Origin of the sequence: Luteibacter yeojuensis (assembly GCF_011742875.1) — a bacterium.
In the GTDB taxonomy this organism is placed as follows: domain Bacteria; phylum Pseudomonadota; class Gammaproteobacteria; order Xanthomonadales; family Rhodanobacteraceae; genus Luteibacter; species Luteibacter yeojuensis.
The window spans coordinates 1,619,991-1,644,108 of the sequence record NZ_JAAQTL010000001.1 but is presented as its reverse complement, the minus strand read 5'-3'; the positions used below and the strand labels follow the sequence as shown (position 1 = coordinate 1,644,108).

The window sequence follows — 24,118 nt, the reverse complement described above, 5'->3', positions numbered from 1 at the left end:
TGCACCTCCAGAGGGAGGTGCAGCGTGGACCACCACTACGACGTCCTCATCATCGGTGCCGGCCTGTCCGGCATCGGCATGGCCTGCCGGCTGGCCCTGGCCTGCCCGGGCAAGCGCGTGGGCATCGTCGAGCGGCGCAGGGCGATCGGCGGTACCTGGGACCTGTTCCGCTACCCGGGCGTGCGTTCGGATTCGGACATGTTCACCTTCGGGTTCGGCTTCCGGCCGTGGAACGAACTGAAGGTGCTGGCCGACGGCCCCTCGATCCGGCAATACGTCGCCGACACGGCCCGGGAGTTCGGCATCGGCGACCAGGTCCTGTTCGGCCTGCAGGCACTCCGTGCCGAGTGGTCGTCGGGCGAGCGCCGCTGGACCGTCCATGCGCGGCACGACGACGGCTCGGCCCGCGTCTTCACCTGCCGTTTTCTCGTCGGCGCCACCGGTTACTACGACTACGACCGCGGCCATGTTCCGGACTTCCCGGGTCGTGCGGACTTCACCGGCCGCTTCGTCCATCCGCAGCACTGGCCGGAGGACCTCGACTGGACGGGCAAGCGCGTGGTGGTCATCGGCAGCGGCGCCACGGCCATCACCCTCGTGCCGGCGTTGGCGGAACGGGCCGCGCACGTGACCATGTTGCAGAGGTCGCCCGGTTACATCTTCTCCGTGCCGTCGCGCGACGCGATCTCGGCCGTGCTGCTGCGCTTCCTGCCGGCGAAGATCGTCTATGGCCTGGCGAGGCGCAGGAACATCCTGTTGCAGCGCGTGCTCTACAAGTCGGCCATGCGCTGGCCTGCGCGCGTGAAGGCGGTGCTTCTCGGCGCGGTGCGGCGGCAGCTCGGCAACGCGCCGATCGACGATTTCACGCCCGCCTACGCGCCCTGGACCCAGCGGCTGTGCATCGTGCCCGATGCGGACCTGTTCAAGGCGATGCGCGCGGGCAGGGCGTCCGTGGTGACGGACGAGGTGGCGGGCTTCGAAGGCCGGACCATCCGCCTGGCCTCGGGAAAGCTGCTTGAAGCCGACATCGTCATCAGCGCCACCGGATTCAACCTGCAGGCCCTCGGCGGCATGCGCATCGAGGTCGATGGCGTGCCGCGCGATCCGGGAAAGACACTCACCTACAAGGGCGTGCTGCTCGACGGCATACCGAATCTCGCGGTGTTGTTCGGTTACATCAATGCATCGTGGACACTGAAGGTGGACCTCGCCGCGCAATACATCTGCCGTCTGCTGAATCACATGGACAAGCGTGGCGCGACCGTGGCGACGCCGCACGCGCCGGAAGACGAGGCGCTCGATGTCTGTATCCTCGACCAGCTTCGCGCCGGTTACGTGGCGCGTGGCGAATCGACGATGCCGCGGCAGGGAAGGAACGGACCATGGCGAGTGAGCCATCGCTACGAGTGGGACCGCCGGACGCTGTTGGAAGAGCCGTTGGACGATCCCGCGCTCGTCCTGTCCTGACTTGCTAAGCTCGACGGACACCCCGCCCGGAGAGCAACGATGTTCCGTACCTGTCTGATCCTGGCCGCGTGCCTGTTCGCGGCGAACGTCCCGGCCGCAAACCGGATCGTCCTTCCCGAACATCCCTCGGCAGACCAGCGCAAGGACATCGAGCACCGGCTCAACGACTGGCCGGACCTCGGCCGTTACGCCAAGGACAATGCGGCGCTGGCACCGCCGAAACCCGGCGAGAAGCGCGTCGTCTTCATGGGCGACTCGATCACGGATTTCTGGGGTCGTTCCGTCGGCACGTTCTTTCCGGGGCGACCGTACGTCAATCGCGGCATCAGCGGGCAGACGACGCCGCAGATGCTGATCCGCTTTCGTGCGGACGTTATCGCGCTGAAGCCCGCGGTCGTCGTGATCCTGGCGGGAACCAACGACATCGCGGGCAACACCGGCCCCGAGACGCTGGCGGCCATCGAAGACAACCTCGCCTCGATGACCGATCTGGCGAGGGCGCACGGCATCCGCGTGGCGATCGCATCGCTCATGCCGGTGAACGACGACGTGGTGAAGGACCAGACGGTGCAACGGCCGCCGGAGACCATCCGTGCGCTCAATGCCTGGATCAAGGCGTATGCGGCACGCGAGCACCTCGTTTTCGTGGACTATTACACGGCGATGGTCGATGAACGCGGCCAATTGAAGAAGGAACTCAGCGACGACGGCCTGCATCCCAACGCGGCGGGCTACGAGGTGATGTCCCCCTTGGCGCAGTCGGCCATCGACAAGGCGTTTGGCGGCGACCCTCGGTAAGCGATACCGCCGCGAGCGGGCAAGCCGCGGCGATCCGGACGAAGTCGGCCGCGGTCGGCCTCATCGCCGCCCCGTGGTTGCCCGCTCGTTGCGGATAGACTGGGCGGTCACTGAACCACGCCCGGTCGTCCCCACGCCATGAGCCGTACCACCGTCGCCACCATCCACCTCGGCGCCCTCCGCCATAACCTCGCTCGCGCGCGGGCGCTGGCAGGCCCCGCGAAGGTCATGGCGGTGGTCAAGGCCGATGCTTACGGTCACGGCCTGGAGCGCGTGGCGCGGGCGCTCGACGCGGAGGCGGAGGCCTTCGCCGTGGCGGCCATCGCGGATGGGCTTCGCCTCCGCGCGGCGGGTCACCGGCAGCGGATCGTCGTGCTCTCCGGGCCGGATACGCCGTCGGACCTCGTGGAAATGCAGCGCCTGCGGCTCGATGCGCTCATCCACCACGAGGCCCAGCTGCCCTGGCTCGCCAAGGCCGATCCGGCAAGGGGGCCGCTCCGGGTATGGATCAAGGTCGACACGGGCATGCACCGTCTCGGGTTCCCGCCCGAACGGGCCCGCGAGGTCCATGCGAGCCTGCTGGCCATGCCGGTGATCGAAGGCGAGGTCGGTCTGATGACGCATTTCGCCTCGTCGGAGGAATTCCAGGGCCGCGACACGGCGTTGCAGATCGCGCGGTTCCGCGAGGCCACGAAAGGATTGGAAGGGCCGCGCGCCCTTTCCAATTCCGCCGCCGTACTCGGCTGGCCGGACGCGCGCGGCGACTGGGTCCGCACCGGTGGACTGCTCTACGGTCTTTCCGTGGTGGAAGGGCGCTCGGGCGCCGATTTCGGCTTTCGCCCCGCGATGTCGCTCGCGACGCGGCTGGTGGCGATCAACCGCCTGGCGAAGGGCGAGCGCGTGGGCTACAACGGCACCTACGAGTGTCCCGAAGACATGGACGTGGGCGTGGCGGCCATCGGCTACGGCGACGGTTATCCGCGAAGCGCGGCCGCGGGCACGCCGGTCCTCGTCAATGGCCGTGTCGCGCCGCTGGTGGGGCGCGTGTCCATGGACCTCATCACCCTCGACCTGCGCGCGGTGCCCGATGCGCGCCTCGGCGACAAGGTAACCCTCTGGGGCGACGGCTTGCCGGTCGAGACCGTCGCGGCCTCGGCCGGCACGATCTCCTACGATCTCACCTGCGGCATGACCCGGCGCGTATTGTTCGTCGAGGACGAGGCCTGATCGCGTCTCCTGCGACGCCGCCGCGTTATACATACCGCTTCGCCAGAGGAACACCCGAACGATGGCCAAGGCCAAGACCGCCTACGTCTGCACCCAGTGCGGCGCCGAACACAGCAAGTGGCAGGGTCAGTGCGCCGAGTGCGGCGAGTGGAACGTGCTCTCCGAGTTCGTCGTGCAGCCGGCGAAACCCAACGCGGTGTCGACGGGCACGCGGCGCGGCGGGTATGCGGGCGAGGCCGCGGGCGCGCCGAGGATCACGCCGCTTACCGAAGTGCTGCTGACGGCCGAGGCGCGGACGAACACCGGCATCGGCGAACTGGACCGCGTGCTGGGCGGCGGCCTCGTCGATGGCTCGGTGGTCCTGATCGGCGGCGATCCGGGCATCGGCAAGTCGACGCTGCTCCTGCAGATGCTGGGCACGCTGGGCGCCAGCCTGCCCAGCCTCTACGTCACCGGCGAGGAATCGCTGGGCCAGGTGGCGGGCCGTGCGCAGCGGCTCGATCTTCCGCTCGGGCCGCTGCACGCGCTCGCGGAAACCTGCATCGAGCGCATCCTCGAACAGGCGGCCTCGGCACGCCCGCGCGTGCTGGTCATCGACTCGATCCAGACCATCTGGACGGAGTTGCTCACCGCCGCCCCCGGCTCGGTGAGCCAGGTGCGCGAATCGGCGGCGAAGCTCACGCGTTTCGCGAAGGAAACGGGGACATCGGTCTTCCTCGTCGGCCATGTGACGAAGGAGGGCGGCATCGCCGGCCCGCGCGTGCTCGAGCACATGGTGGATGCCGTGCTCTATTTCGAAGGCGAATCGGGCAGCCGTTTCCGCGTCCTTCGCGCGTTCAAGAACCGCTTCGGCGCGGTGAACGAGCTGGGTGTGTTCGCGATGTCCGAGAAGGGGCTGCGCGAAGTGCCGAATCCCTCGGCGATCTTCCTCTCCGCGCACGCCGGACCCACGCCGGGAAGCGCCGTGATGGTCACCCGCGAGGGTACGCGGCCGCTGCTGGTGGAGGTACAGGCGCTGGTCGACCAGTCCTCGCTGGGTAATCCGCGCCGTGTCGTGCTCGGCCTCGAACAGAACCGCCTCGCGATGCTGCTCGCCGTGCTGCACCGGCATGGCGGTGTCGCAGCGTACGACCAGGATGTCTTCGTCAACGTGGTGGGCGGCATCCGTGTGCAGGAAACCGCGTCCGACGTCCCGGTGCTGATGGCGGTGCTGTCGAGCCTGCGCGACCGCCCCTTGCCGGAAAAGACCATCGCGTTCGGCGAGGTCGGTCTATCGGGCGAGATCCGTCCCGTGCCCAACGGCGAAGAGCGCCTGAAGGAGGCCGCGACGCATGGTTTCCGCCGCGCAGTCGTTCCCGCGGCGAACGCACCGAAGCGCGGCCGCGTGGGCGAGATGGAAGTCATCGGCGTCGAACGCCTGGCACAGGCGATCGACGCCAGCCGGGAGTGACCTTTCGGCGTCGCCGCTACGCGGGCGGGTATGGTGTGGCGTGCGGTTCGAGGCCTGGCGCTCGCTATCAGGGCGTGCGGTGCAGGATCAGTTCCAGCACCGCCTTGGTACCGAAGAAGGCGAGCAGCAGGATGCCCATGCCGACGAGGGTGAGGTAAACCGCGCGGATGCCGCGCCAGCCGTGGCGCCAGCGGCCCCAGAGCAGGACGCCGAACACCACCCACGCGATGATCGACAGCACCGTCTTGTGCACGAGGTGCTGGCCGAACAGGTCGCCGACGAACAGCGCGCCGGTGACGAGGGTCAGCGTGAGCAGCACGAAGCCCGCCGCGATCAGGCGGAACAGGAGCACCTCGGTGAGCGTAAGCGGGGGCAGGGCGCGGACCCAGTGGCCGAAGCGGCTGCGACGCAGCGCGCGCTCCTGGATGGCGAGGAGGATGGCCAGCGCGGCGGCGATCGAGAGGATGCCGAAGGCGAACACCGCGATGGTCACGTGCAGTTCGATCTGCCAGGTCATCGACTGCGGCGCGGTGTGCGGCGCGAGGAAGCTGTCGACAGCGAGGAGCACGGCCGAGAGCGGAAAGACGAGGATGCCGAGGCCGGCGACGGGCCGTGACAGGTTCACCACCAGGGTGAGCGCCGAGGCGATCCAGGCGACCAGCGACAGGGCGGCGAAGAAGTGCAGGTCGAGCGTGCCGCGGTGCGCGCTGAGCAGGAGCGCGCCATGGGCCAGCGCCGCGAATGTCGCCAGGCTCATGCCCCAGCGCGTGAGCGGCTGTCCGCCCGTCGCGAGAGGCCGGGCGAGGACGCCGGCGGCAGACAGATACAGGACGACGGCGACCAGGGAAAGGGCGGTGACGATCATGGAGGCGCAGTGTCGCATAGAGCGCGCGCTTTGTAGGAGCCGCTATAGCGGCGAGGGAAACCTTGCCTCGCCGCCTCGTCGCTCCGTCGGCTTCTCGCCGCTGTAGCGGCTCCCACAAAAGTGGCGCACCGAAGGTTCCGCTATAATCCCCGTTTTACCGCATCCTGACCGAATCCTCATGTTCGAATCCCTCAGCCAGCGCCTGTCCGACACCGTCAACCGCCTGCGTGGCCGCGGCCGGCTGACGGAAGAAAACATCCGCGAAACCTTGCGCGAGGTGCGTATCGCCCTGCTCGAGGCCGACGTGGCCCTGCCGGTGGTGAAGGCGCTGGTCGAGCGTGTGAAGGTGCGCGCCGTGGGCCAGGAGGTGCTGAAGAGCCTTTCGCCGGGCCAGGCCCTGGTCAAGGTCGTCAGCGACGAACTCACGGCCGTGATGGGTGCGGCCAACAGCGAGCTGAACCTGGCCGCGCAACCCCCGGCCGTGGTTCTCATGGCCGGCCTGCAGGGCGCGGGCAAGACCACCACCGTCGGCAAGCTGGCCCGCTTCCTCAAGGAGCGCAAGAAGAAGCGCGTGATGGTCGTGAGCTGCGACGTCTACCGCCCGGCCGCCATCGAACAGTTGCGTACCCTGGCCAGCCAGGTCGAGGTCGCCTTCTTCCCGTCCGAAGCGGGGCAGAACCCGGTCGACATCGCGAAGGCCGCTGTCGCGGCGGCCCGCCGGGAGGTGATCGACGTGCTGCTGGTGGATACCGCCGGCCGCCTGCACGTCGACGAAGCCATGATGGGCGAGATCAAGGCCCTGCACGGTGCCCTCGATCCCATCGAGACGCTGTTCGTGGTCGATTCCATGACCGGCCAGGACGCCGCGAACGTCGCCAAGGCCTTCGCCGATGCGCTTCCGCTCACCGGCGTGGTGCTGACCAAGACCGACGGCGACGCCCGCGGCGGTGCCGCCCTGTCGGTGCGCTACGTCACCGGCCGTCCGATCAAGTTCCTCGGCGCAGGCGAGAAGACCGACGCCCTGGAGCCGTTCCATCCCGATCGCGTGGCCCAGCGCATTCTCGGCATGGGCGACGTCCTGTCGCTGGTCGAGGAGGTCGAGCGCAAGGTCGACCAGGAAAAGGCGCAGAAGCTGGCCGAGAAGGTCATCAAGGGCAAGCGGTTCGATCTCAACGACATGCGCGACCAGCTCGATCAGATGAGCAACATGGGCGGCCTGGCCGGTCTCATGGACAAGCTCCCGGGCATGGGCAGCCTCCCCGACAGCGTCAAGTCCAAGGTCAACGACAATGAACTGAAGCGCATGGTCGCCATCATCGGCTCGATGACGAAGAAGGAGCGCCGCCACCCGGATCTCCTGAACGGTTCCCGCAAGGCCCGCGTGGCGCGGGGTTCCGGCACCCAGCCGGCGGACGTCAATCGGCTGCTGAAGCAGTACATGCAGATGGAAAAAATGATGTCCAAGCTGTCCAAGGGCGGCAGCAAGGGCCTCCTCCGCCAGATGCGCGGCGCCATGAAGGGCATGGGCGGCATGGGCGGGATGATGCCGCCGCGCTGAGCGGCATCGCGCGGAAGGGTTTCAGGGGCCGAATGCCCTTAACCCCTTCCATTTTGGGAAACTTTCGCTAAAATGTCCGGCTTTACCGCGCCCGCTTCTCGCGCGCGCCTTGCCGGTCAGCGGCACTCTGGAGCTCGTAACTTATGGTCAAGATTCGTCTTTCGCGCGGTGGCGCCAAGGGCCGTCCGTTTTATCACGTCGTCGTGACCGACCAGCGCGCGCCGCGCGATGGTCGCAACATCGAGCGCGTGGGCTACTACAACCCGGTCGCTTCGGGCGCCGACAAGCGCCTCGAGCTCGACGTCGCCAAGGTCCAGGCCTGGGTGGCGAAGGGCGCGCAGCTGACCGACAAGGTCCGTGCCCTCGTGAAGGAAGCCGGCAAGCTGGCGGCTTGATGTCGACGGAGTCCGGGAAGCGCGTCCGTGTAGGGCGCATTGTCGGGCTCCATGGCGTGCAGGGACAGGTCAAGCTCGAAAGCTGGACCGAGCCCCGCATCCAGATCTTCCGCTACCAGCCATGGCTGCTGACCGCGCCGGGCATGGAGCGTGAGGTGAACGGGATCCGAGGTCGCGCGCAGGGCAAGGGCATCGTCGCCACCCTGCCGGGCATCGAGGATCGCGACCAGGCGGCCGCGCTGGTCGGCTGCGAAATCACGGTTTCGCGCGACACGCTGCCGCCGTCCGCCCCGGGCGAGTTCTACTGGACCGACCTCGAAGGCCTCGAGGTCGTCACCACGGAGAACGCGGTCCTGGGCCGGGTGAGTCACCTCTTTTCCACCGGCGCCAACGACGTCATGGTGGTGAAGGATGGCGACAGGGAGCGACTGGTTCCATTCGTCCAAGGCCCTTACGTGCATTCGGTCGATATCGACGCCGGGCGCATCGTGGTGGACTGGGACCCCGAGTTCTGAACGGCGAAGCCTGAAGATCATGCGTATCGACGTGGTTTCGCTGTTTCCCGATTTCGTCCGCCAGTCGGCCGCGATCGGGGTGGTCGGCAGGGCGCAGCAGCGCGAACTGTTGCAGGTGGAAACCTGGAACCCTCGCGACTTCGCCACCGACAATTACCGCACCGTGGACGGGCGCCCCTTCGGAGGCGGACCCGGCATGGTGATGCTGATCGAGCCCCTGCGAGCCGCGCTCGCGGCGATTCGCGAGGCGGCATCGGAGCCGGTGCATGTGATTTATCTCAGCCCGCAAGGTGCGCGGCTGACGCAGAAGAGGGTGGAAGCGCTGGCCAAGATGCCGCGAATCGCCCTGATCTGCGGACGTTACGAGGGTGTGGACGAACGCCTGCTCGAGCACGAGGTCGACGAGGAGCTCTCAATCGGCGATTATGTGCTGTCTGGCGGGGAACTCGGCGCAGCGGTGGTCATCGATGCGGTGGGTCGTCTACAGGAAGGCGCGTTGAACGACGCGCAGTCCGCCCAGCAGGATTCCTTCTCGGATGGCCTGCTGGATTGCCCGCACTACACCCGTCCCGTGCATCACGATGCGTGGGGCGGCGTGCCGGAGGTGCTGCTTTCCGGCGATCACGCGGCCATTCGCCGCTGGCGTCGCAAGCAGTCGCTGGGTCGTACCTGGCTGCGCCGGCCGGATCTGCTAACGCAGCGTGCGCTCGACGACGAGTCGAGGGCATTGCTGGATGAATTCCGCCGTGACTTTGAACGGCTAAACGGTGCGGCCGGCAACGACCGCCGTAATAAAAATTGACAGGTGCGCCATGAACAAACTCCTCCAACAGTTCGAAGCCGAGCAGATCACCCGCCAGCTGCCGGATTTCGGTCCTGGCGATACCGTCGTCGTGAACGTGAAGGTGAAGGAAGGTAACCGCGAGCGCGTCCAGGCGTTCGAGGGCATCGTCATCGCCAAGCGCAGCCGTGGCCTGCACTCGGCCTTCACCGTGCGCAAGATCTCGCACGGCACCGGCGTGGAGCGCGTGTTCCAGTCGCACAGCCGCGCGATCGACTCGGTGGAAGTGAAGCGCAAGGGCAAGGTCCGTGGCGCGAAGCTGTACTACCTGCGTGGCCTGGAAGGCAAGGCCGCCCGCATCAAGGAAGACGTCGCCGCCGCCGCTGCCGCCAAGGCCGCGAAGAAGGCTGCTGCCGCGGCCGAGTAATCGGCTGCCGCAAGGCGAACGAAAAGCCCGCGAGCGATCGCGGGCTTTTTTGTTGGAACTGTGGCGGCCCTGTAGGAGCCGCTATAGCGGCGAGGGGAACATGCCTCACCGCTTCATCGCTCCGTTGGCTTCTCGCCGCTATAGCGGCTCCCACAGGTCGTTCAGACCGGCATGTATTCCTCGGCCAGCACCTTCGCCGGCTCCTGGAGGAAGTTGCCCTGGATGAAGTCGACACCGCAGGCGAACAGCAGCGAGGTGCTCACCGCGTCCTCGACCCATTCGGCCACCGTCTGCTTGCCCGAGGCGTGGCCTTCCTTGCAGATCTCGGCGATCTTCTTCTGGTTCTCCGGGTGCTGCGGCAGGTCGGTCATGAAGCTGCGGTCGATCTTCAGGAAATCGGCCTCGACGTGGGTGAGCAGCTGGAAGGAATTGAGGCCCGAGCCGAACTGCTCGATGGCGAAGCCGCCACCGGCCTTGCGCCAGCCCGCGACGAACTCCTGGGTGGGCCGCAGGCTGGTCAGCACCTTCGATTCCGGCATCTCGATGACCAGCTTGCTGCGGCGGAGGTTCGCCGTCTGCAGGCGGCGGACCAGCCAGGGCAGGAGTTCGGGATCCTCCAGCGATTGCAGGGTCATCTTCACGAAGTACGTGGTGGTCAGGCCGTCGTTCTCGCGGTGGGCGAGGGCGTCGATGGCGTGGCCGAGCACCCAGCGGTCGATGGCGGGGAGCAGGCCGTTGCGCTCGGCCACCGGGAAGAAGTACGACGGCAGCACGTCGCCCTTGGGTCCGCGCATGCGCACCAGGATCTCGTAGTACTCGCCGGCGGCATCCTGCAGGCTGATGATCTGCTGGTGGTACAGGCGCAGGCCGTCCTGGGCCAGCGCCTCGCGGACGAGGTCCAGCCAGTACTGCTCGCGTTCGGCGTCCGCCTTCTCTCGCGCACTGGGATCGTGCAGCTCCACGCGGTTTCCGCCCTGGTTCTGCGCGGCCCGCAGCGCGGCGCTGGCCTGGTCGAGCACGGTTTCGGTGTTGGCGTTCTTCTCGGCCAGCAGGGTGCCGCCGATGGTGACGGTGACCGTCAGCGAGCGCGAGCCCGCGTCGAAGATGGTTTCGGCGATGGTGGTGCGCAGGCGTTCGGTGAGCGCCGCATGTTCGAGGTCGCCCCGGGCGGAAAGGACAAGGCCGAGCGTGTGATCGCCGAGCACGCCGGCGATATCGTCCTCGTCGATGGATTCGCCGACCTTCGCGGCCAGTGCGGCAAGCAGGTGGTCGGCGTTGCCGATACCGGTACCGGCGACGATGTCCTTCCAGTTGTCCGGCTCGAGCAGGATCACCGCTTGGCCCGCGCGGCCCGCCGCCGCCGCGGCCACGGCCTCGTCGATGCACTCGAGGGTGCGTGCGCGGTTGAACAGGCCGGTGACCGGATCGCGCTGCAGCTGGGCCACCAGGGCCGCGTCCACGGTCTGCTGGCGGAACACGATCTGCAGGCAGGATTCGCCTTCGAAGGTGGCGTGGGCAAAGTCGACCATCGCCTTGAAGGTGCTGCCGTCGTCGCGGCGGGCCAGCAGTTCCATCGCGGGCGGCACCTTGTCGCTCTTGGACAGGCCGCGCAGGGTGTTCTTGAAGTCGTCGGCGTGGGTACCGGCGATGAGGTCGAGGATCGGCAGGCCGATGATGTCGTCGAATTCGGCGAAACCGAAAGCCTCCAGGTAGGCCTGGTTCACGCGCACGTGCATGCCCTCGTGCACGTAGGCGATGGCGTCGCGCGAGGAGTCGAGCAGGGCATCGCAGCGACGTTCGGTTTCGCGCAGGGCGGTTTCGAGCCGGCGGACGGCGCGTCGCGTCGAGAGCGACTCGAACTCGCGCTGGACCACGGCCAGCACCTGGTCCGGGCGCTTCCTGAGCGCCACGCCGCGCAAGCCGCTGGTGATCAGGTCGGCGGTGGCGTCGTCGTGCAGGCTCTCGACCACGGCGATGAGCGCGAGGTCGCGCCCGCTGGCGTCGAGCTGGCGCATCACCGCCACGGGGTCGATGCCGGGGACGGCGGGGTTCATCAGGACCAGGTCGGGAACGATCTCGTCGAGACAGGCCTTGATCTCGTCGGGATTGGTGGCCCGCGCGGGGCGCACCGCGATGCCGCCGTTGCGCAAGACATTGATCAAGAGTTCGGCGTCTTCCACCGAGCTTTCGATGAAGAGGATCCTGATGACGTTGTCGAGTTTCATGCCGTTCCGGTTGCCGCTTGCCTATCCCGCGAACCGAATGACCGGCCCGCTCCCCCATAGCGTGCTCCGGACAGGTCATGCTGACCGGATACCACCCATACTAACGCGCGAAATCGGCAATAGGTCGCTTCGCGGGATCGCCCTGCAGTTCGCGCACGAGGCGAGGCACGAGATATCCCGGCAGGCGGGCCCGTAAAGCCTCCATGAGCCAGAGGGCGCGGTCGTCGTCCACCTCGAAGTGGGCGGCCCCCTGGACCTTGTCGAGCTGGTGCAGGTAGTAGGGCAGGACGCCTGCGGCGAAGGCGCGCTCGCCCAGTGCGGCCAGCGCGGCCACGTCGTCGTTCACGCCGCGCAGGAGCACCGCCTGGTTGAGCAGCGTGGCCCCCGCGCCGCGGAGGCGGGCACAGGCCGCGTCCACGCCGGCGTCGAATTCGTTGGCGTGGTTGGCGTGCAGCACCACCACTTTCTGCAGCGGCAGGCCGGCGAGCCAGCCCGTGAAGGCCTCGTCGATGCGCTCGGGCAACACCACCGGCAGGCGCGTGTGGATCCGCAACCGGATCACATGCGGCAGGTCGGCCAACCCGCGGGTCAGCTCCTCGAGCTTGTGCGTCGCCAACGAGAGCGGGTCGCCCCCGGACAGGATCAGTTCGCGGATGGATGTATCGGCCCGGACGTGGGCCAATGCCTCCCGCCATTGTGCCGCCGCGGCGATGTCCTCGGCGTAGGGGAAGTGCCGGCGGAAGCAGTAGCGGCAGTTCACGGCGCAGCTGCCGCTCGCGATGAGCAGGGCCCGGCCATCGTACTTGTGCAGCACGCCATGTCCGGCCCGGGCGGCCATGTCCCCCACGGCGTCGACCGCGTACCCTTCCGCGGCCTCGTGCTCCACCGCGCGCGGCAGCACCTGCAGCAGCAGCGGATCGGCCGGGTCGCCCTGGCGCATCCGGGCCACGAAGCCGCGCGGCACCCTCAGCGGGAAGCCCGCGTCGTCGGGCGGCAGGAGGTCGGTGCGACCGCCCAGGCCGGCGGCTTCAAGGAGTTCGGCGGCGTCGGTGATGGATTCCCGCCAGAGTTCGCGCCAGTCCCTGAGGGGCGGCGATAGGCGGGAAGAGGGGCTTGCGGTTATCATTGCGGACCTTGGATCGGGCCCGGAGGCCCGTGACAACCTCTATTTTAGCTCTGGAGCAGATTCGCATGGCGACCCTTGGCCTCAATGACGTCAAAACGGGCAAGAAGATCCTTCACAACGGCGATCCGTGGATCATCACCGAGGCCGACTTCATCAAGCCGGGCAAGGGCCAGGCGTTCACCCGCATCCGCATCCGCAACCTGAAGGACGGCCGCACGACGGAGCAGACGCTGAAGTCGAGCGATTCCTTCGAGGAAGCCGACGCCGTCGACACCGACGCCCAGTTCTCGTACGTCGAGGGCACCGGCGACGACCGCGAGTGGATATTCATGCATTCCGAGACCTTCGAGCAGTACCGCGCCAGCCTCGCCGCCATGGGCGACGCCTGGAAGTGGCTGAAGGGCGAGGAAGAGTGCGTGGTCACGCTGTTCAACGGCAACATCATCGCCGTGACCCCGCCGAAGTTCGTCGAGCTGAAGATCGTCGAGACCGATCCGGGCGTCCGCGGCGACACCTCGGGTGGCGGCGGCAAGCCGGCCACGCTGGAGACGGGCGCGGTCGTCCGCGTGCCGCTCTTCGTCAACCAGGACGAAGTGATCAAGGTCGATACCCGCACCGGCGAGTACGACAGCCGCGTCAAGTAAGGCCTGCAGTTTGCTCCTCGCTCGCGGCACGGCACCCCCTGGGGCCGTGCCGCTTTCGCATTGAGGCTCCCGACTTCCCCACCGAGAGGCCCCGGATGAGTGCCAGCCCCACCGAAATCGATCTCCTCGTGGAGGCCCGCTGGGTCGTCCCCGTCGAACCCCACGCCGTGGTCCTCGAAGACCATGCGGTCGCGGTGCACGAGGGGGCCGTCGTCGCCCTGTTGCCCATCGCCGAGGCGCGTGCCGCGTACGCGCCGCGCGAGCGCGTGGTGCTCGACGAGCATGCGCTGATCCCCGGACTGGTCAACGCGCATACGCACAACCCCATGACGCTGCTGCGCGGCCTGGCCGACGACCTGCCGCTCATGACCTGGCTGAAGGACCACATCTGGCCGGCCGAAGCCCGGGTGATGGGACCGGACTTCATTCGCGACGGCGTGGAACTGGCCGTGGCGGAGATGATCCGCGGCGGCACCACGTGCGCCAACGAGAACTACTTCTTCCCCGACGTGATCGCCGCGACGTATCGCGCGATGGGCTTCCGCGCGGTGATCGGCCTGCCGGTGATCGATTTCCCCACCGCCTGGGCGAAGACCGCGGACGAATACTTCAGCCGCGCGTTGGAAGTGCACGACAGCCTGCGCGGCGAGCCGCTGCTCAGCACCGCGTTCGTGCCGCACGCGCCGTACACCGTCTCGGACGAGAACTTCGAGCGCATCCGCGTGCTCGCGGACCAGCTCGACATTCCCGTGCACCTGCACACGCACGAGACCGCGCACGAAGTGGACGAGGCTGTGGCGAAGGATGGCATCCGTCCGTTCCAGCGCCTGCAGAAGCTCGGCATCGTCAACGATCGTCTTGTGGCCGTGCATATGACCCAGCTCACCGATGCGGAGATTGCCGCGTGCGCGAAGGCCGGCGTCTCGGTGGTGCACTGCCCGGAATCGAACCTCAAGCTGGCCTCGGGCTTCTGCCCGGTGGAGAAGCTGCGCGCCGCCGGCGTGAACGTGTGCATCGCCACCGACGGCTGCGCCTCGAACAACGACCTCGACATGTTCGGGGAAATGCGTACCGCCGCGCTGCTGGCGAAGGCCGTGGCGGGCGACGCCGCCGCCTTCGACGCCGCCTACGCCCTGCGCGCAGCCACCCTCAACGGCGCCAGGGCCATCGGTCTGGGCGAACGCATCGGCTCGATCGAGCCGGGCAAGCGCGCCGACCTCGCCGCCGTGCGTCTCGACGCACTGGAAACCCAACCGCTTTACCATGTGGCGTCGCAGCTCGTGTACGCCGCGGGCCGGCACCAGGTCAGCGACGTATGGATCGACGGGCGGCGCAAGCTCGCCGCCGGCGAACTCGTCGACATCGACACCGCCGCCATCCGCGCCAAGGCGCGCGCATGGCGCGAACGTATCGCCGCGGAGGATGCAGCATGAACGATTCCTTGCCTTTCTACCTGGTGCTTGCCATGCGCACGCCGGATTTCCAGCCGGAAGCCGGCGTCGCGCACCAGGCGTTCCTCCAGGACCTGATCGAGCAGGGGCTGCTCGAACTCACCGGCCCTTTCACCGACGGCAGCGGCGGTGCCTACATCCTGCGCACGACGGATATCGAGACCGCCACGAAGATCGCGCACAACGATCCGCTGCACATCACCGGGTCGTCGACGCTCACCGTCCACGAGTGGCGCGCGCATCGTCCGCGCGCGGGGGAGTAGAGCCATGCAGAACCAGGCCAACGTCAGCGCGGAAGAGATCGCGCGTTTCGAGAAGCTCGCCGCGCGCTGGTGGGATCCCGACGGCGAATCGCGTCCCCTCCACGACCTCAACCCCGTGCGCGCCGCCTATATCGCCGGCCGCACGAACCTTCGCGGCGCGAAGGTGGTGGACGTGGGCTGCGGCGGCGGCCTGCTCAGCGAGGCGCTGGCGCGCGCGGGTGCGAACGTCACCGCCATCGACCTTGGCGAGAAGCTGATCCAGATCGCGACACTGCACCTGTTCGAATCGAACCTCCACGTCGATTACCGCGTGCAGTCCTCCACGGAACTGGCGGAAGCCGAGCCGGCGTCGTTCGACGCCGTGTGCTGCATGGAGATGATCGAGCACGTGCCCGATCCGCTGGCGCTGGTGCGCGACCTGTCGGCCATGCTCAAGCCGGGCGGTCAGCTGTTCCTCTCCACCCTCAACCGCACGCCGGCCGCGTTCGGCGCGGCCATCGTCGGGGCGGAGTACCTCATGCGCCTGCTGCCGCGCGGCACTCACCACTACGCGCAGTTCCTCAAGCCGTCCGAAGTCGCGGCGATGCTGCGCCGTTTCGGGCTGGAACTGGAAGACCTGCAGGGCCTCTCGTACAACCCGCTCACGCGCAACGCCAGCCTCTCGACGAACACCTCGGTGAACTACGTCCTCTCGGCGAGGAAGGTCGCGTGAGCGCGCTGCCGTTCAAGCCGGAAGGGGCGTTCTTCGACCTCGACGGCACGCTGCTCGACAGCGCGCCCGACCTCTACGCGGGCCTGCGCGTGCTGTGCGCCGAGCACGGCCTCGAGCCGCCGCCCTACGAGCAGGTGCGGCCGGTCGTCTCGCGCGGCTCGCGCGCCATCATCGGCGCCGGTTTTCCAAACGCCGATCCGGAGGCGGTGCTGCGGCTCGTGCCGCGCTACCTGGCGATCTACGAGGCGGGCATGGCTCGCCACACCGTGCCGTTCGACGGCGTCGAAGCCATGCTCGGGGGACTCGACGCCGCCGGCATCCGCTGGGGCATCGTGACCAACAAGCCCGGTTTCCTTACCGACGCGCTGCTGCCGATGGCCGTGCCGCACTGGAAGCCCGCGGCGGTGGTCTCCGGCGATACGCTGGCGGTGAAGAAACCCGACCCCGCGCCCGTGCTTCACGCCGCCACGCTCGCGGGTTGCGATCCCGCGCGTTCGGTCTTCGTCGGCGACGACCGCCGCGACATCCTCGCCGGCAACGCCGCGGGCATGTTCACCGTGGCGGTGCGCTGGGGTTACCTCGACGGCGGCGATCCGGATACCTGGGGCGCCGACGTCGTGCTCGACAGCGCGGACGAACTCGCCACCTTGCTGGGCGTGGGCGAGGTCGCGGCGTGAGCGACGGCGCCACCCGGAGTTTCGTGGACAAGTGGCTGGCGGTGCAGCCGCAGCAGCGGATCGCCCTGGGCTTCGTCGACGAGCGCGTACGCGACGAGCGCGTGGCGCTGGCCGCGCTCGAGCAGGAGCTGGTGGCATCGGCCTACGGCATCCGCGAGCCGCAGGTTGCCGCCGCCAAGCTGCAATGGTGGGCCGAGGAGCTGTCCGGCGCGGCCGCCAGCGGCGGCCGCCATCCGTTGACGCAGGCCCTGTTCGCCGGCGAACGCGCGCGCGCCGTTCCCGCGAACCTCTGGCTCGCTCCGGTCCTCGCGGCCATGGCCCAGCTGGAGCAGGGCACGGCATCGGACTTTTCGGCCCAGGTGGCCGCCTCGCGCGGTCTTCATGGCGCGCTGGCGGGGCTGGAGAACGCCTGGTGGTTCGGGGCGGCGGCGCCCACGGAGTCCGCGGCGCGCATCGCGACCCTGTCGCACCTGGTGTTCGCGCTCTCGCGGCTGGAGCTGGATGCGGAAAGCGAGCGCCTGCCGCTGCCGATGGCGCGGCTGGCGCGCCACGGCCTGTCGCGCGGCCAGCTGAAGGGCGATTCCCCGGCACGCCGGGAGGCCGTGCGCGAGCAGCTCCGCGATCTCGCCGGGGGGCTGCGCGAGGCGCTGGCACGAGGCGAGCCGCTCAGCACCTTCCGTGGCCTGGAAGGCCGTACGGCGCTTTCCACGGCCGTCGGGGCGGCGAGGGCGGGGGAGCCCTTCGCCGAGCTGCACCGCCGCCAGTCGCGCACGGGGCCGGCTACCGCGGTCCGCGCCTGGCTCTCCGCGCGCCATGCCGGACGATTTGGCTGATTGTTTGGCCGAACGGACCGTTTCCCGGCACTAACATTGAGCCTATACCCCGGGACCCCATGTGAGTCACGGTAAGCCGGATACCGGCACGTCCCAAGGATATTCCCCGATGTACATCCACGATTCTCCCACCCGCCTGCTGCCCGACGTCGCTTCCCAGGAGCACGCACTGGCCATCGGAACCCTGGACTGGGTGGGCATGGACGGCATGGAAATGCCGGTGGCGTTCGATGCCGGCGATGGCGACGTCCGTTCCACCGGGGCCCGCGTCGGTGCCTTCGTGAACCTGACGAAGCCCGAGGCGCGCGGCATCCATATGTCGCGGCTGTACCTCCTGGTATCCGAGGCATTGTCGGCCGGCCCGCTCACCGTATCGGGCATCCGCGCCCTCCTGGAATCGTTCCTGGCCTCGCACGAGGGGCTGTCGGACCACGCACGCCTGACGGTGGGCTTCGAGCACCTGGTGCGGCGCCGATCGCTGCGCAGCGACAACAGCGGCTGGCGCGCCTATCCGATCACGATCGACGCCACGCTGACCGGCGGCACGTTCCGCATCGAGATCACGACGGACGTCGTGTATTCGTCGACATGCCCCGCCTCCGCGGCGCTGTCGCGCCAGCTCATCCAGGACAACTTCGCGAAGACCTTCGGCGCCGACCAGCCGCTGGACCGCGAGACGATCCTCGCGTGGCTGGGTACGGAACAGGGCATCGTCGCGACACCGCACGCGCAGCGCAGCACCGCCACGATCCGCGTGCGCCCGGCGGGCGACGGCGTGTTCCCGCTGATCGGCATGATCGACAACGTGGAAGCCGCGCTGGGCACGTCCGTGCAGACGGCGGTGAAGCGCGCCGACGAACAGGCCTTCGCCCTGGCCAACGGCCAGAACCTCATGTTCTGCGAGGACGCGGCGCGGCGCATTCAGGCGGCGCTGTCGAACGATGCCAGCATCGCCGACTTCCACCTTCGCGTGTCGCACCACGAAAGCCTGCACCCGCACGACGCGGTGGCCTTCGCCTCGAAGGTCCGCTGAGCACATCTCCTTGTAGGAGTCGCTATAGCGGCGAGAGCATTCTTGCAGCGGTATGGCAAGTTTTCCTCGCCGCTATAGCGGCTCCTACAGGGGCTGGGCGATACCGGGCAGCAGCAGCGGATCGAGCCGCACCCCGAACCAGTTGAAGCCCCAATGCAGATGGGGCCCGGTCGCGCGGCCGGTCCTGCCCGCCGCGCCGATGACCTGGCCCTGCCGTACGTGCTGCCCCACCTTCACGTCGATGCGCGACAGATGGAGGAAGTTGGACGACAGGCCGAACCCGTGGTCGAGCAGCAGCGTGCCGCCCGTGAGGTAAAGGTCGGGCTTCGCGAAGGTGATCACGCCATCGGCCGGCGCCTTCACCGGTGTGCCCTCGGGCACCGCGATATCCATGCCCGAGTGCGGTGCCTTCGGATCGCCGTCGTAAATGCGCTGGTTTCCGAAGCGGCCGCTGATGCGTCCCGTCACCGGCCAGGCGAAGCCCTTCGCGAAATCCTCCCGCGAATCGTCGCGCGTGCGGGCGGCAACCACCTCCGCCTGTTCACGGGCGATGCGTGCCGCGATGGCCGCTGGCGGATTCACCGTCTTCGGCGGTACGCCCTCGACACGTTCGATCGGCCAGTCGCGCGGCGTGACCGCCACGTCGCGCCGATCCCTGCCCAGCGTGACAGCGACAGGCCCCGCCTCGTCGCGGCCCACACCGAAGACAAAAAGGCCGTCGTCGCCGACGTGCACGGGCTTTCCCGCCACGGTCACGCGCGTTCCGGGTGCTGCGTGGCCGATGACCAGCGCCCCTTGCTGCACGCTGGCGGGGAGGGCGGCGGTCGCGCCCGTCGCCGTCACCGTCGCGCCGCCCAGGAGCGCGCCCAGGAGCGCGCATGCCAATGTTCTCATCGGTCGAAGGTCAGCCGCTGGCCGCGAATGGATTCGTCCACCTTCGCGCCGTCGAACACGCGCCGCCCGTTGACGAAGGTCGAGGCGATGCTGCTGCCGAACGTGGTGCCCTCGAACGGCGACCAGCCGCACTTCGACAGCACTTCCTCGCGGGTGACGGTGTGCTTGCGCTTCGGATCGACCAGCACGAGGTCGGCGGCGTAGCCCTCGCGGAGGAAGCCGCGCTTGTCCACGTCGAAGAGCTTGGCGGGGGCGTGACAGACGGCCTCGACCACGCGCTCGAGCGTGAGCTTGCCCTCGAACACGCGCTCCAGCGCCGCCTGCAGGGCGAACTGCACCAGCGGCAGGCCGGAAGGCGCCTTGTCGTACTTCTGCGCCTTCTCTTCGAGCAGGTGCGGCGCGTGATCCGTGGCGAGGACGTCGAGACGGCCTTCGGCGAGCGCCTTCGTGATCGCCTCGCGGTCGGATTCTTCCTTGATCGCCGGATTGCACTTGATGAGGAAGCCCTTCTCGTCGTAATCGGCCTTGCCGCCGAAGTGGAGGAAATGCACGCAGGTTTCGGCGGTGATCCGCTTGCCCTCGATCGGGCCCGGCTCGAACAGGGCGAGTTCGTCGGCGGTGGAGATGTGCAGGACGTGGAGGCGGGTGTTGTGCTTCCTCGCCAGCGATATCGCGAGGCGCGTCGACTTGATGCAGGCCTCGCGCGAGCGGATGTGCGGATGTTCCCAGGCGGGAATGTCTTCGCCGTACTTTTCGTGCGCCTTCGCGAGGTTCGCGTCGATCATCGGCGTGTCCTCGCAATGCGTGATGATCGGCGTGGGCGCGTCGCGGAAGATGTGGTCGAGCGTTTCCGGGTCGTCCACCAGCATGTTGCCCGTGGACGCGCCCATGAACACCTTGATGCCGGGCGCGCTCTTCGGATCGAGCGCGCGGATCGCCTCGAGGTTGTCATTGCTGGCGCCGAGGTAGAACGCATAGTTCACCACCGAGGTTTCGGCGGCGCGCGCGTACTTGGCTTCCAGCGAGTCGCGGTCCAGCGCGGGCGGCCTCGTGTTGGGCATTTCCATGTAACTGGTGATGCCGCCCGCGGCGCAGGCCCGCGATTCGTGGGCGATGTCGGCCTTCTGGGTGAGGCCGGGCTCGCGGAAGTGCACCTGGTCGTCGATCATGCCCGGCAGCAGCCAGAGCCCGGTGGCGTCGATAACCTCTTCGTCACGAAGTTTTTCCAGGTTCTGCGAGATCGTTTCGATTTTTCCGTCGCGCAGGCGGACGTCGGCGGTGAAACGCCGTCCTTCGTTGACCAGTTCGGCGTTCTTGATGAGCCAGGCGTCAGTCATGGGTATGTGCTCCTTGGGCGCCGCAGCGGCGCAGGACGAAATGTTCCGGAACGGGGTCGAGGCCACCTTCGCACAGCGGCTGGCAGCGCAGGATGCGCCACGTGCCGAGTACGCTGCCACGCAAGGGACCGAAGCGCGCTATGGCAACCCGTGCATAATCGGAACAGGATGGGTGGAACCGGCAGCGCGCCCCAAGCATCGGGCTGAGCCACCGTTTGTAGAGAGATAGCAGGAATAGGAGGAGGCGGGTCACTGTGTGTCGGGTATCGACCGGCGTAGGCCAGCCGACAGTATCCCAGAAGACGGGTTGCTGGGGTAACGCATCTGGGCTATAACACCCCGCCGCCACGGCCACCGAGGTGAAGGAAATGGCGAAAAACGCTCGTAGTTCCGCAACCGCCAAGGGAGCCGCCAAGAAGGGCGGAGCCGGCGACGTGAAGAAGGCCAGGACGGTAGCGGCCGGAGTGAAGGCGACAAAGGCGCCGGCCAAGACCCCGGCGCGCGCAGCGGCGAAGTCGCCGACGAAGACGGCTGCCAAGGCCGCTCCGAAGAAAGCCGCCCCGGCGCCCGCGAAGAAGGCCGCCGCGAAACCGGCCGCCAAGGCGCCCGTGAAGGCCGCTCCGGCCAAGAAGGCACCTGCGAAGGCCGCGAAGGCGCCTGCGGGCAAGGCCGCCTCCAGCCCCGTCGCGAAGAGCGCGTCCAAGGCCACGCCGAAGGCGGCCGCGAAACCCGCTCCCGCCGCGAAGAAGGCGGCGCCCGCTCCCGCCAAGAAGGCATCCGCGGCGCCGGTAAAGGCCGCACCCGCCCCGGCGTCCGCGCCGGTGGCCAAGAAGACCGCAACAGCCGCATCCCCCGTCGCGTCCACCAAGGGCCGCACGGCGTCGGCCGTTGCCGCCACACCGCCCCGGACGGCGTCCGCGGTGGCAGGCACCACCTCATCCAGAAACGAGAAGTCCGCGCAAGCCAGCATGAACAGCACTGCCACTCACACCGCCGATAACGGCATCACGCGCGAAGACGGCCGCTACGCGCTGCCCGCTTCCACCATCATCGACCTCCCCAAGGGCTATCGGCCGAACGACGACGAGGAGTACATGAATCCCCGTCAGCTCGCCTATTTCCGCAACAAGCTGAAGGAATGGCGCGAGCAGCTGGTCGAGGAATCCCGCCAGACGATGGACAACCTCCGCGAGGAAGTCCGCGACGTGGGCGACGAGGCCGAGCGCGCCACGCGCGAGACCGAGAATTCGCTCGAACTGCGCACCCGCGACCGCTACCGCAAGCTGATCTCCAAGATCGACAAGGCCCTGCGCCGCATCGAAGAAGGCCGTTACGGTTACTGTGAAGAAACCGACGAGGAAATCGGCGTGGATCGTCTCGACGCCCGCCCGATCGCCACGCTGTCCCTGGATGCCCAGGAGCGTCGCGAACACCTGCAGAAGCAGATGGGCGACTGAGCCGAGAAGCCCCGCATCGCATCGCGGGGCTTTTTTTGAATTGCCGGGCTTGATCGGCCCCCTGTGGGGCCCGGCTATGCCGGCGATCCCGCGGTAGCGGGCCAGTGTGCCGCGAGCACTCATCGCCGCCGAAGCGGCTCCCACACAAAGCGGGGTTACTTCGCGGCCAGGGCTTCCGCCGCATAGGCCTTCAGCCTGGCCAGCATCGCCGCCAGACCGTTGGAACGGGTCGGCGAAAGATGCTTGGCCAGCCCGATCTCCTGGATGAACGCAGGCTCCGTCTCCACGATCTCGCGAGCGGAGCGGTCCGAATACACCCGCAGCACCAGCGCGATCAGTCCCGACACGATGGCCGAGTCGCTGGCCGCGTCGAAATGCATGCGCGAGGCGTCGCCGGACGGAATCAGCCACACCATCGACTGGCAACCGTGCACGCGGTTTTCCTCGGTCTTGCGCTCGTCCGGGAAGGCCGGCAACTGGCGGCCGAGATCGATCAGGTACTGGTAGCGCTCGGTCCAGTCGCCGAAGAACGCGAATTCCTCCGCGATGGCGGCCTGGGCTTCCACGGCGCTGCTTTCGATCGGTGTGCTCATGCCTTCACCACGCTCCAGCGTGTGCCCTGGGCGCTGTCCTCGATGGCGATGCCGAGTTCCTTGAGCTGGTCGCGAATGGCGTCGGACCGGGCGAAGTCCTTCGCCGCGCGTGCCGCCCTGCGCTCTTCCAGCAGGGCCTCGATGGCGTCGGCATCGATCGTCTCCCCGGCGTTGCCCTGGCGGAACCAGGCTTCGGGATCCTGCTGGAGCAGGCCGAGCAGCGCGCCGCCGCCAAGCAGGGCGGCCTTGGCGGGGCCGCGTGCGTCGCCCGTGGAGCGGCGCGCGGCGTCGGCCAGGTGAGACAGTTCGGCCAGCGCCTGCGGCGTGTTGAGATCGTCGAACAGGGCGGCTTCCACGGCCTCCGGTATCACAGGCTCGCCCGCGTCCACGTCCGCCATGTCGCGCAGGACGCCGTACCAGCCGTCCAGCGTGCGCACGGCCTGCGTCATGGCGGCGTCGGACCAGTCCAGCGGCTGGCGGTAGTGGCCGCGCAGGAGCATCAGGCGCAGGGCCTCGGCGGGGTGCTTGCGCAACAGTTCGTGCAGCTGGAGCACATTGCCGAGCGACTTCGACATCTTCCGCCCATCGAACGTGAGCATGCCGTTGTGCAGCCAGTAACGTGCGAACACCTTGCCCCCGTGGGCGCAGACGCTCTGGGCGATCTCGTTCTCGTGGTGCGGGAAGGTGAGGTCCACGCCGCCGGCGTGGATGTCGATCGTCTCCCCGAGATGGGCCTCGCTCATGGCCGAGCACTCGATGTGCCAGCCGGGTCGGCCACGGCCCCAGGGGCTGTCCCAGCCGGGCTGGGTCGCGTCCGAGGGTTTCCACAGGACGAAATCGCCCGGGCTCTTCTTGTATGGCGCCACCTCGACGCGAGCCCCGGCCAGGAGTTCGTCCGGATCGCGCCCGGAGAGGGTGCCGTACTCGGGGAAGGACTCCACATGGAACAGGACGTGGCCCTGCGCCTCGTAGGCGTACCCGCCGGCGATGAGCCGTTCGATCATCGCGACGATCTGCGGGATGTGCGCCGTGGCATGCGGTTCGATGTCCGGCGGGGCGACGCCGAGCCGGGCGATGTCCTCGCGATAGGCCTCGGCGTAGCGCTCGGTGATCTGGGCGATGGGCAGCCCCGCCGCGGCCGCGGCCGCGTTGATCTTGTCGTCCACGTCCGTGATATTGCGGGCGAAGACCAGCTTCGGGTAATGCCGGCGGAGCAGGCGGGCCAGCACGTCGAAGACCACCGCCGGGCGGGCGTTGCCGATATGGATGTAGTTGTAGACCGTGGGCCCGCACAGGTACATCGTCACCCGCTCGGGATCGAGGGGGGTGAACGCCTCCGTGCGGCGCGACATGGTGTTGTAGAGCGAGATCGGCATCGGACATCCGTGGG

25 protein-coding genes are annotated in these 24,118 nt (G+C 68.2%); 17 read left to right on the top strand and 8 right to left on the bottom strand.

The window, feature by feature from the left end:
- Positions 1-24: 24 nt before the first annotated feature.
- The 4 genes from HBF32_RS07470 to radA all read left to right on the top strand — a co-directional run bounded on the left by HBF32_RS07470 (position 25) and on the right by radA (position 4,942).
- Positions 25-1,467, top strand: a complete 1,443-nt coding sequence (locus HBF32_RS07470) for an NAD(P)-binding protein (RefSeq protein ID WP_166699053.1) — start codon at positions 25-27, stop codon at positions 1,465-1,467.
- A 39-nt stretch (positions 1,468-1,506) separates the two neighbouring features.
- Positions 1,507-2,265 (top strand): SGNH/GDSL hydrolase family protein, encoded by a 759-nt coding sequence (locus HBF32_RS07465; RefSeq protein WP_166699052.1) that lies wholly within the window; start codon positions 1,507-1,509, stop codon positions 2,263-2,265.
- Between the two features lie 138 nt (positions 2,266-2,403).
- Positions 2,404-3,492, top strand: coding sequence for an alanine racemase (gene alr / locus HBF32_RS07460; RefSeq protein ID WP_166699051.1), 1,089 nt, complete (start codon positions 2,404-2,406; stop codon positions 3,490-3,492).
- Between the two features lie 61 nt (positions 3,493-3,553).
- Entirely contained in the window at positions 3,554-4,942 is a 1,389-nt protein-coding gene (gene radA / locus HBF32_RS07455; RefSeq protein WP_166699050.1) for a DNA repair protein RadA, read from the top strand.
- A gap of 67 nt (positions 4,943-5,009) precedes the next feature.
- Here the strand turns inward: radA and HBF32_RS07450 are convergent, their stop codons facing one another.
- Positions 5,010-5,807, bottom strand: coding sequence for a cytochrome C assembly family protein (locus HBF32_RS07450; RefSeq protein WP_166699049.1), 798 nt, complete (start codon positions 5,805-5,807; stop codon positions 5,010-5,012).
- Between the two features lie 178 nt (positions 5,808-5,985).
- Here HBF32_RS07450 and ffh point away from each other — a divergent pair, with 178 nt between their 5' ends.
- From ffh to rplS, 5 genes are all read left to right on the top strand, one after another.
- Positions 5,986-7,365, top strand: a complete 1,380-nt coding sequence (ffh, locus tag HBF32_RS07445) for a signal recognition particle protein (RefSeq protein WP_166699048.1) — start codon at positions 5,986-5,988, stop codon at positions 7,363-7,365.
- A 143-nt stretch (positions 7,366-7,508) separates the two neighbouring features.
- A complete protein-coding gene (gene rpsP, locus HBF32_RS07440) occupies positions 7,509-7,760 on the top strand; it encodes a 30S ribosomal protein S16 (RefSeq protein WP_166699047.1) in 252 nt (83 codons plus the stop codon).
- Complete coding sequence (gene rimM / locus HBF32_RS07435; RefSeq protein ID WP_166699046.1) at positions 7,760-8,275, top strand: ribosome maturation factor RimM; 516 nt, start codon at positions 7,760-7,762, stop codon at positions 8,273-8,275. Before rpsP ends, rimM begins: the two co-directional genes overlap by 1 nt.
- A 19-nt stretch (positions 8,276-8,294) precedes the next feature.
- The gene (trmD, locus tag HBF32_RS07430; RefSeq protein ID WP_166699045.1) at positions 8,295-9,077 is read left to right on the top strand and encodes a tRNA (guanosine(37)-N1)-methyltransferase TrmD; all 783 of its coding nucleotides are present in this window, start codon (positions 8,295-8,297) and stop codon (positions 9,075-9,077) included.
- 10 nt (positions 9,078-9,087) lie between these two features.
- Positions 9,088-9,483, top strand: coding sequence for a 50S ribosomal protein L19 (gene rplS / locus HBF32_RS07425; protein ID WP_166699044.1), 396 nt, complete (start codon positions 9,088-9,090; stop codon positions 9,481-9,483).
- A 161-nt stretch (positions 9,484-9,644) separates the two neighbouring features.
- On the opposite strand, the gene HBF32_RS07420 is transcribed toward rplS, so the two are convergent.
- The gene (locus HBF32_RS07420) at positions 9,645-11,708 is read right to left on the bottom strand and encodes an EAL domain-containing response regulator (protein ID WP_166699043.1); all 2,064 of its coding nucleotides are present in this window, start codon (positions 11,706-11,708) and stop codon (positions 9,645-9,647) included.
- A gap of 100 nt (positions 11,709-11,808) precedes the next feature.
- A complete protein-coding gene (epmB, locus tag HBF32_RS07415; protein ID WP_166699042.1) occupies positions 11,809-12,834 on the bottom strand; it encodes an EF-P beta-lysylation protein EpmB in 1,026 nt (341 codons plus the stop codon).
- A 65-nt stretch (positions 12,835-12,899) separates the two neighbouring features.
- Here epmB and efp point away from each other — a divergent pair, with 65 nt between their 5' ends.
- The 7 genes from efp to folE2 all read left to right on the top strand — a co-directional run bounded on the left by efp (position 12,900) and on the right by folE2 (position 18,447).
- Positions 12,900-13,478, top strand: a complete 579-nt coding sequence (gene efp, locus HBF32_RS07410) for an elongation factor P (RefSeq protein ID WP_166699041.1) — start codon at positions 12,900-12,902, stop codon at positions 13,476-13,478.
- Between the two features lie 95 nt (positions 13,479-13,573).
- Positions 13,574-14,911: a TRZ/ATZ family hydrolase gene (locus HBF32_RS07405; RefSeq protein WP_166699040.1), complete on the top strand. Its 1,338-nt coding sequence runs from the start codon at positions 13,574-13,576 to the stop codon at positions 14,909-14,911.
- The gene (locus tag HBF32_RS07400) at positions 14,908-15,192 is read left to right on the top strand and encodes a YciI family protein (protein WP_166699039.1); all 285 of its coding nucleotides are present in this window, start codon (positions 14,908-14,910) and stop codon (positions 15,190-15,192) included. Before HBF32_RS07405 ends, HBF32_RS07400 begins: the two co-directional genes overlap by 4 nt.
- A gap of 4 nt (positions 15,193-15,196) precedes the next feature.
- Entirely contained in the window at positions 15,197-15,904 is a 708-nt protein-coding gene (gene ubiG / locus HBF32_RS07395) for a bifunctional 2-polyprenyl-6-hydroxyphenol methylase/3-demethylubiquinol 3-O-methyltransferase UbiG (RefSeq protein WP_166699038.1), read from the top strand.
- Positions 15,901-16,581, top strand: coding sequence for a phosphoglycolate phosphatase (gene gph / locus HBF32_RS07390; protein ID WP_166699037.1), 681 nt, complete (start codon positions 15,901-15,903; stop codon positions 16,579-16,581). Before ubiG ends, gph begins: the two co-directional genes overlap by 4 nt.
- Positions 16,578-17,414 (top strand): squalene/phytoene synthase family protein, encoded by an 837-nt coding sequence (locus HBF32_RS07385; protein ID WP_166699036.1) that lies wholly within the window; start codon positions 16,578-16,580, stop codon positions 17,412-17,414. Before gph ends, HBF32_RS07385 begins: the two co-directional genes overlap by 4 nt.
- A gap of 109 nt (positions 17,415-17,523) precedes the next feature.
- Positions 17,524-18,447 carry a GTP cyclohydrolase FolE2 gene (gene folE2, locus HBF32_RS07380; RefSeq protein ID WP_166699035.1) on the top strand — a complete coding sequence of 308 codons (924 nt, stop codon included), beginning with the start codon at positions 17,524-17,526 and terminating at the stop codon, positions 18,445-18,447.
- 84 nt (positions 18,448-18,531) lie between these two features.
- Here the strand turns inward: folE2 and HBF32_RS07375 are convergent, their stop codons facing one another.
- From HBF32_RS07375 to yidD, 3 genes are read right to left on the bottom strand one after another with little or no spacing between them, the layout of a single operon-like run.
- Complete coding sequence (locus HBF32_RS07375; RefSeq protein ID WP_166699034.1) at positions 18,532-19,341, bottom strand: M23 family metallopeptidase; 810 nt, start codon at positions 19,339-19,341, stop codon at positions 18,532-18,534.
- Positions 19,338-20,678, bottom strand: a complete 1,341-nt coding sequence (locus HBF32_RS07370; protein ID WP_166699033.1) for a dihydroorotase — start codon at positions 20,676-20,678, stop codon at positions 19,338-19,340. Before HBF32_RS07370 ends, HBF32_RS07375 begins: the two co-directional genes overlap by 4 nt.
- Entirely contained in the window at positions 20,671-20,877 is a 207-nt protein-coding gene (gene yidD, locus HBF32_RS19275) for a membrane protein insertion efficiency factor YidD (RefSeq protein WP_240147931.1), read from the bottom strand. The genes HBF32_RS07370 and yidD overlap by 8 nt, the downstream gene beginning before the upstream one ends.
- 169 nt (positions 20,878-21,046) lie before the next feature.
- On the opposite strand from yidD, the gene dksA reads away from it, so the two are divergent.
- On the top strand, positions 21,047-22,135 hold the full coding sequence (gene dksA, locus HBF32_RS19700; RefSeq protein ID WP_425482187.1) for an RNA polymerase-binding protein DksA: 1,089 nt from the start codon (positions 21,047-21,049) through the stop codon (positions 22,133-22,135).
- Between the two features lie 155 nt (positions 22,136-22,290).
- Here the strand turns inward: dksA and HBF32_RS07355 are convergent, their stop codons facing one another.
- Positions 22,291-22,728 carry a SufE family protein gene (locus HBF32_RS07355; RefSeq protein ID WP_166699031.1) on the bottom strand — a complete coding sequence of 146 codons (438 nt, stop codon included), beginning with the start codon at positions 22,726-22,728 and terminating at the stop codon, positions 22,291-22,293.
- On the bottom strand, positions 22,725-24,104 hold the full coding sequence (cysS, locus tag HBF32_RS07350; protein ID WP_166699030.1) for a cysteine--tRNA ligase: 1,380 nt from the start codon (positions 24,102-24,104) through the stop codon (positions 22,725-22,727). Before cysS ends, HBF32_RS07355 begins: the two co-directional genes overlap by 4 nt.
- Positions 24,105-24,118: the final 14 nt, after the last annotated feature.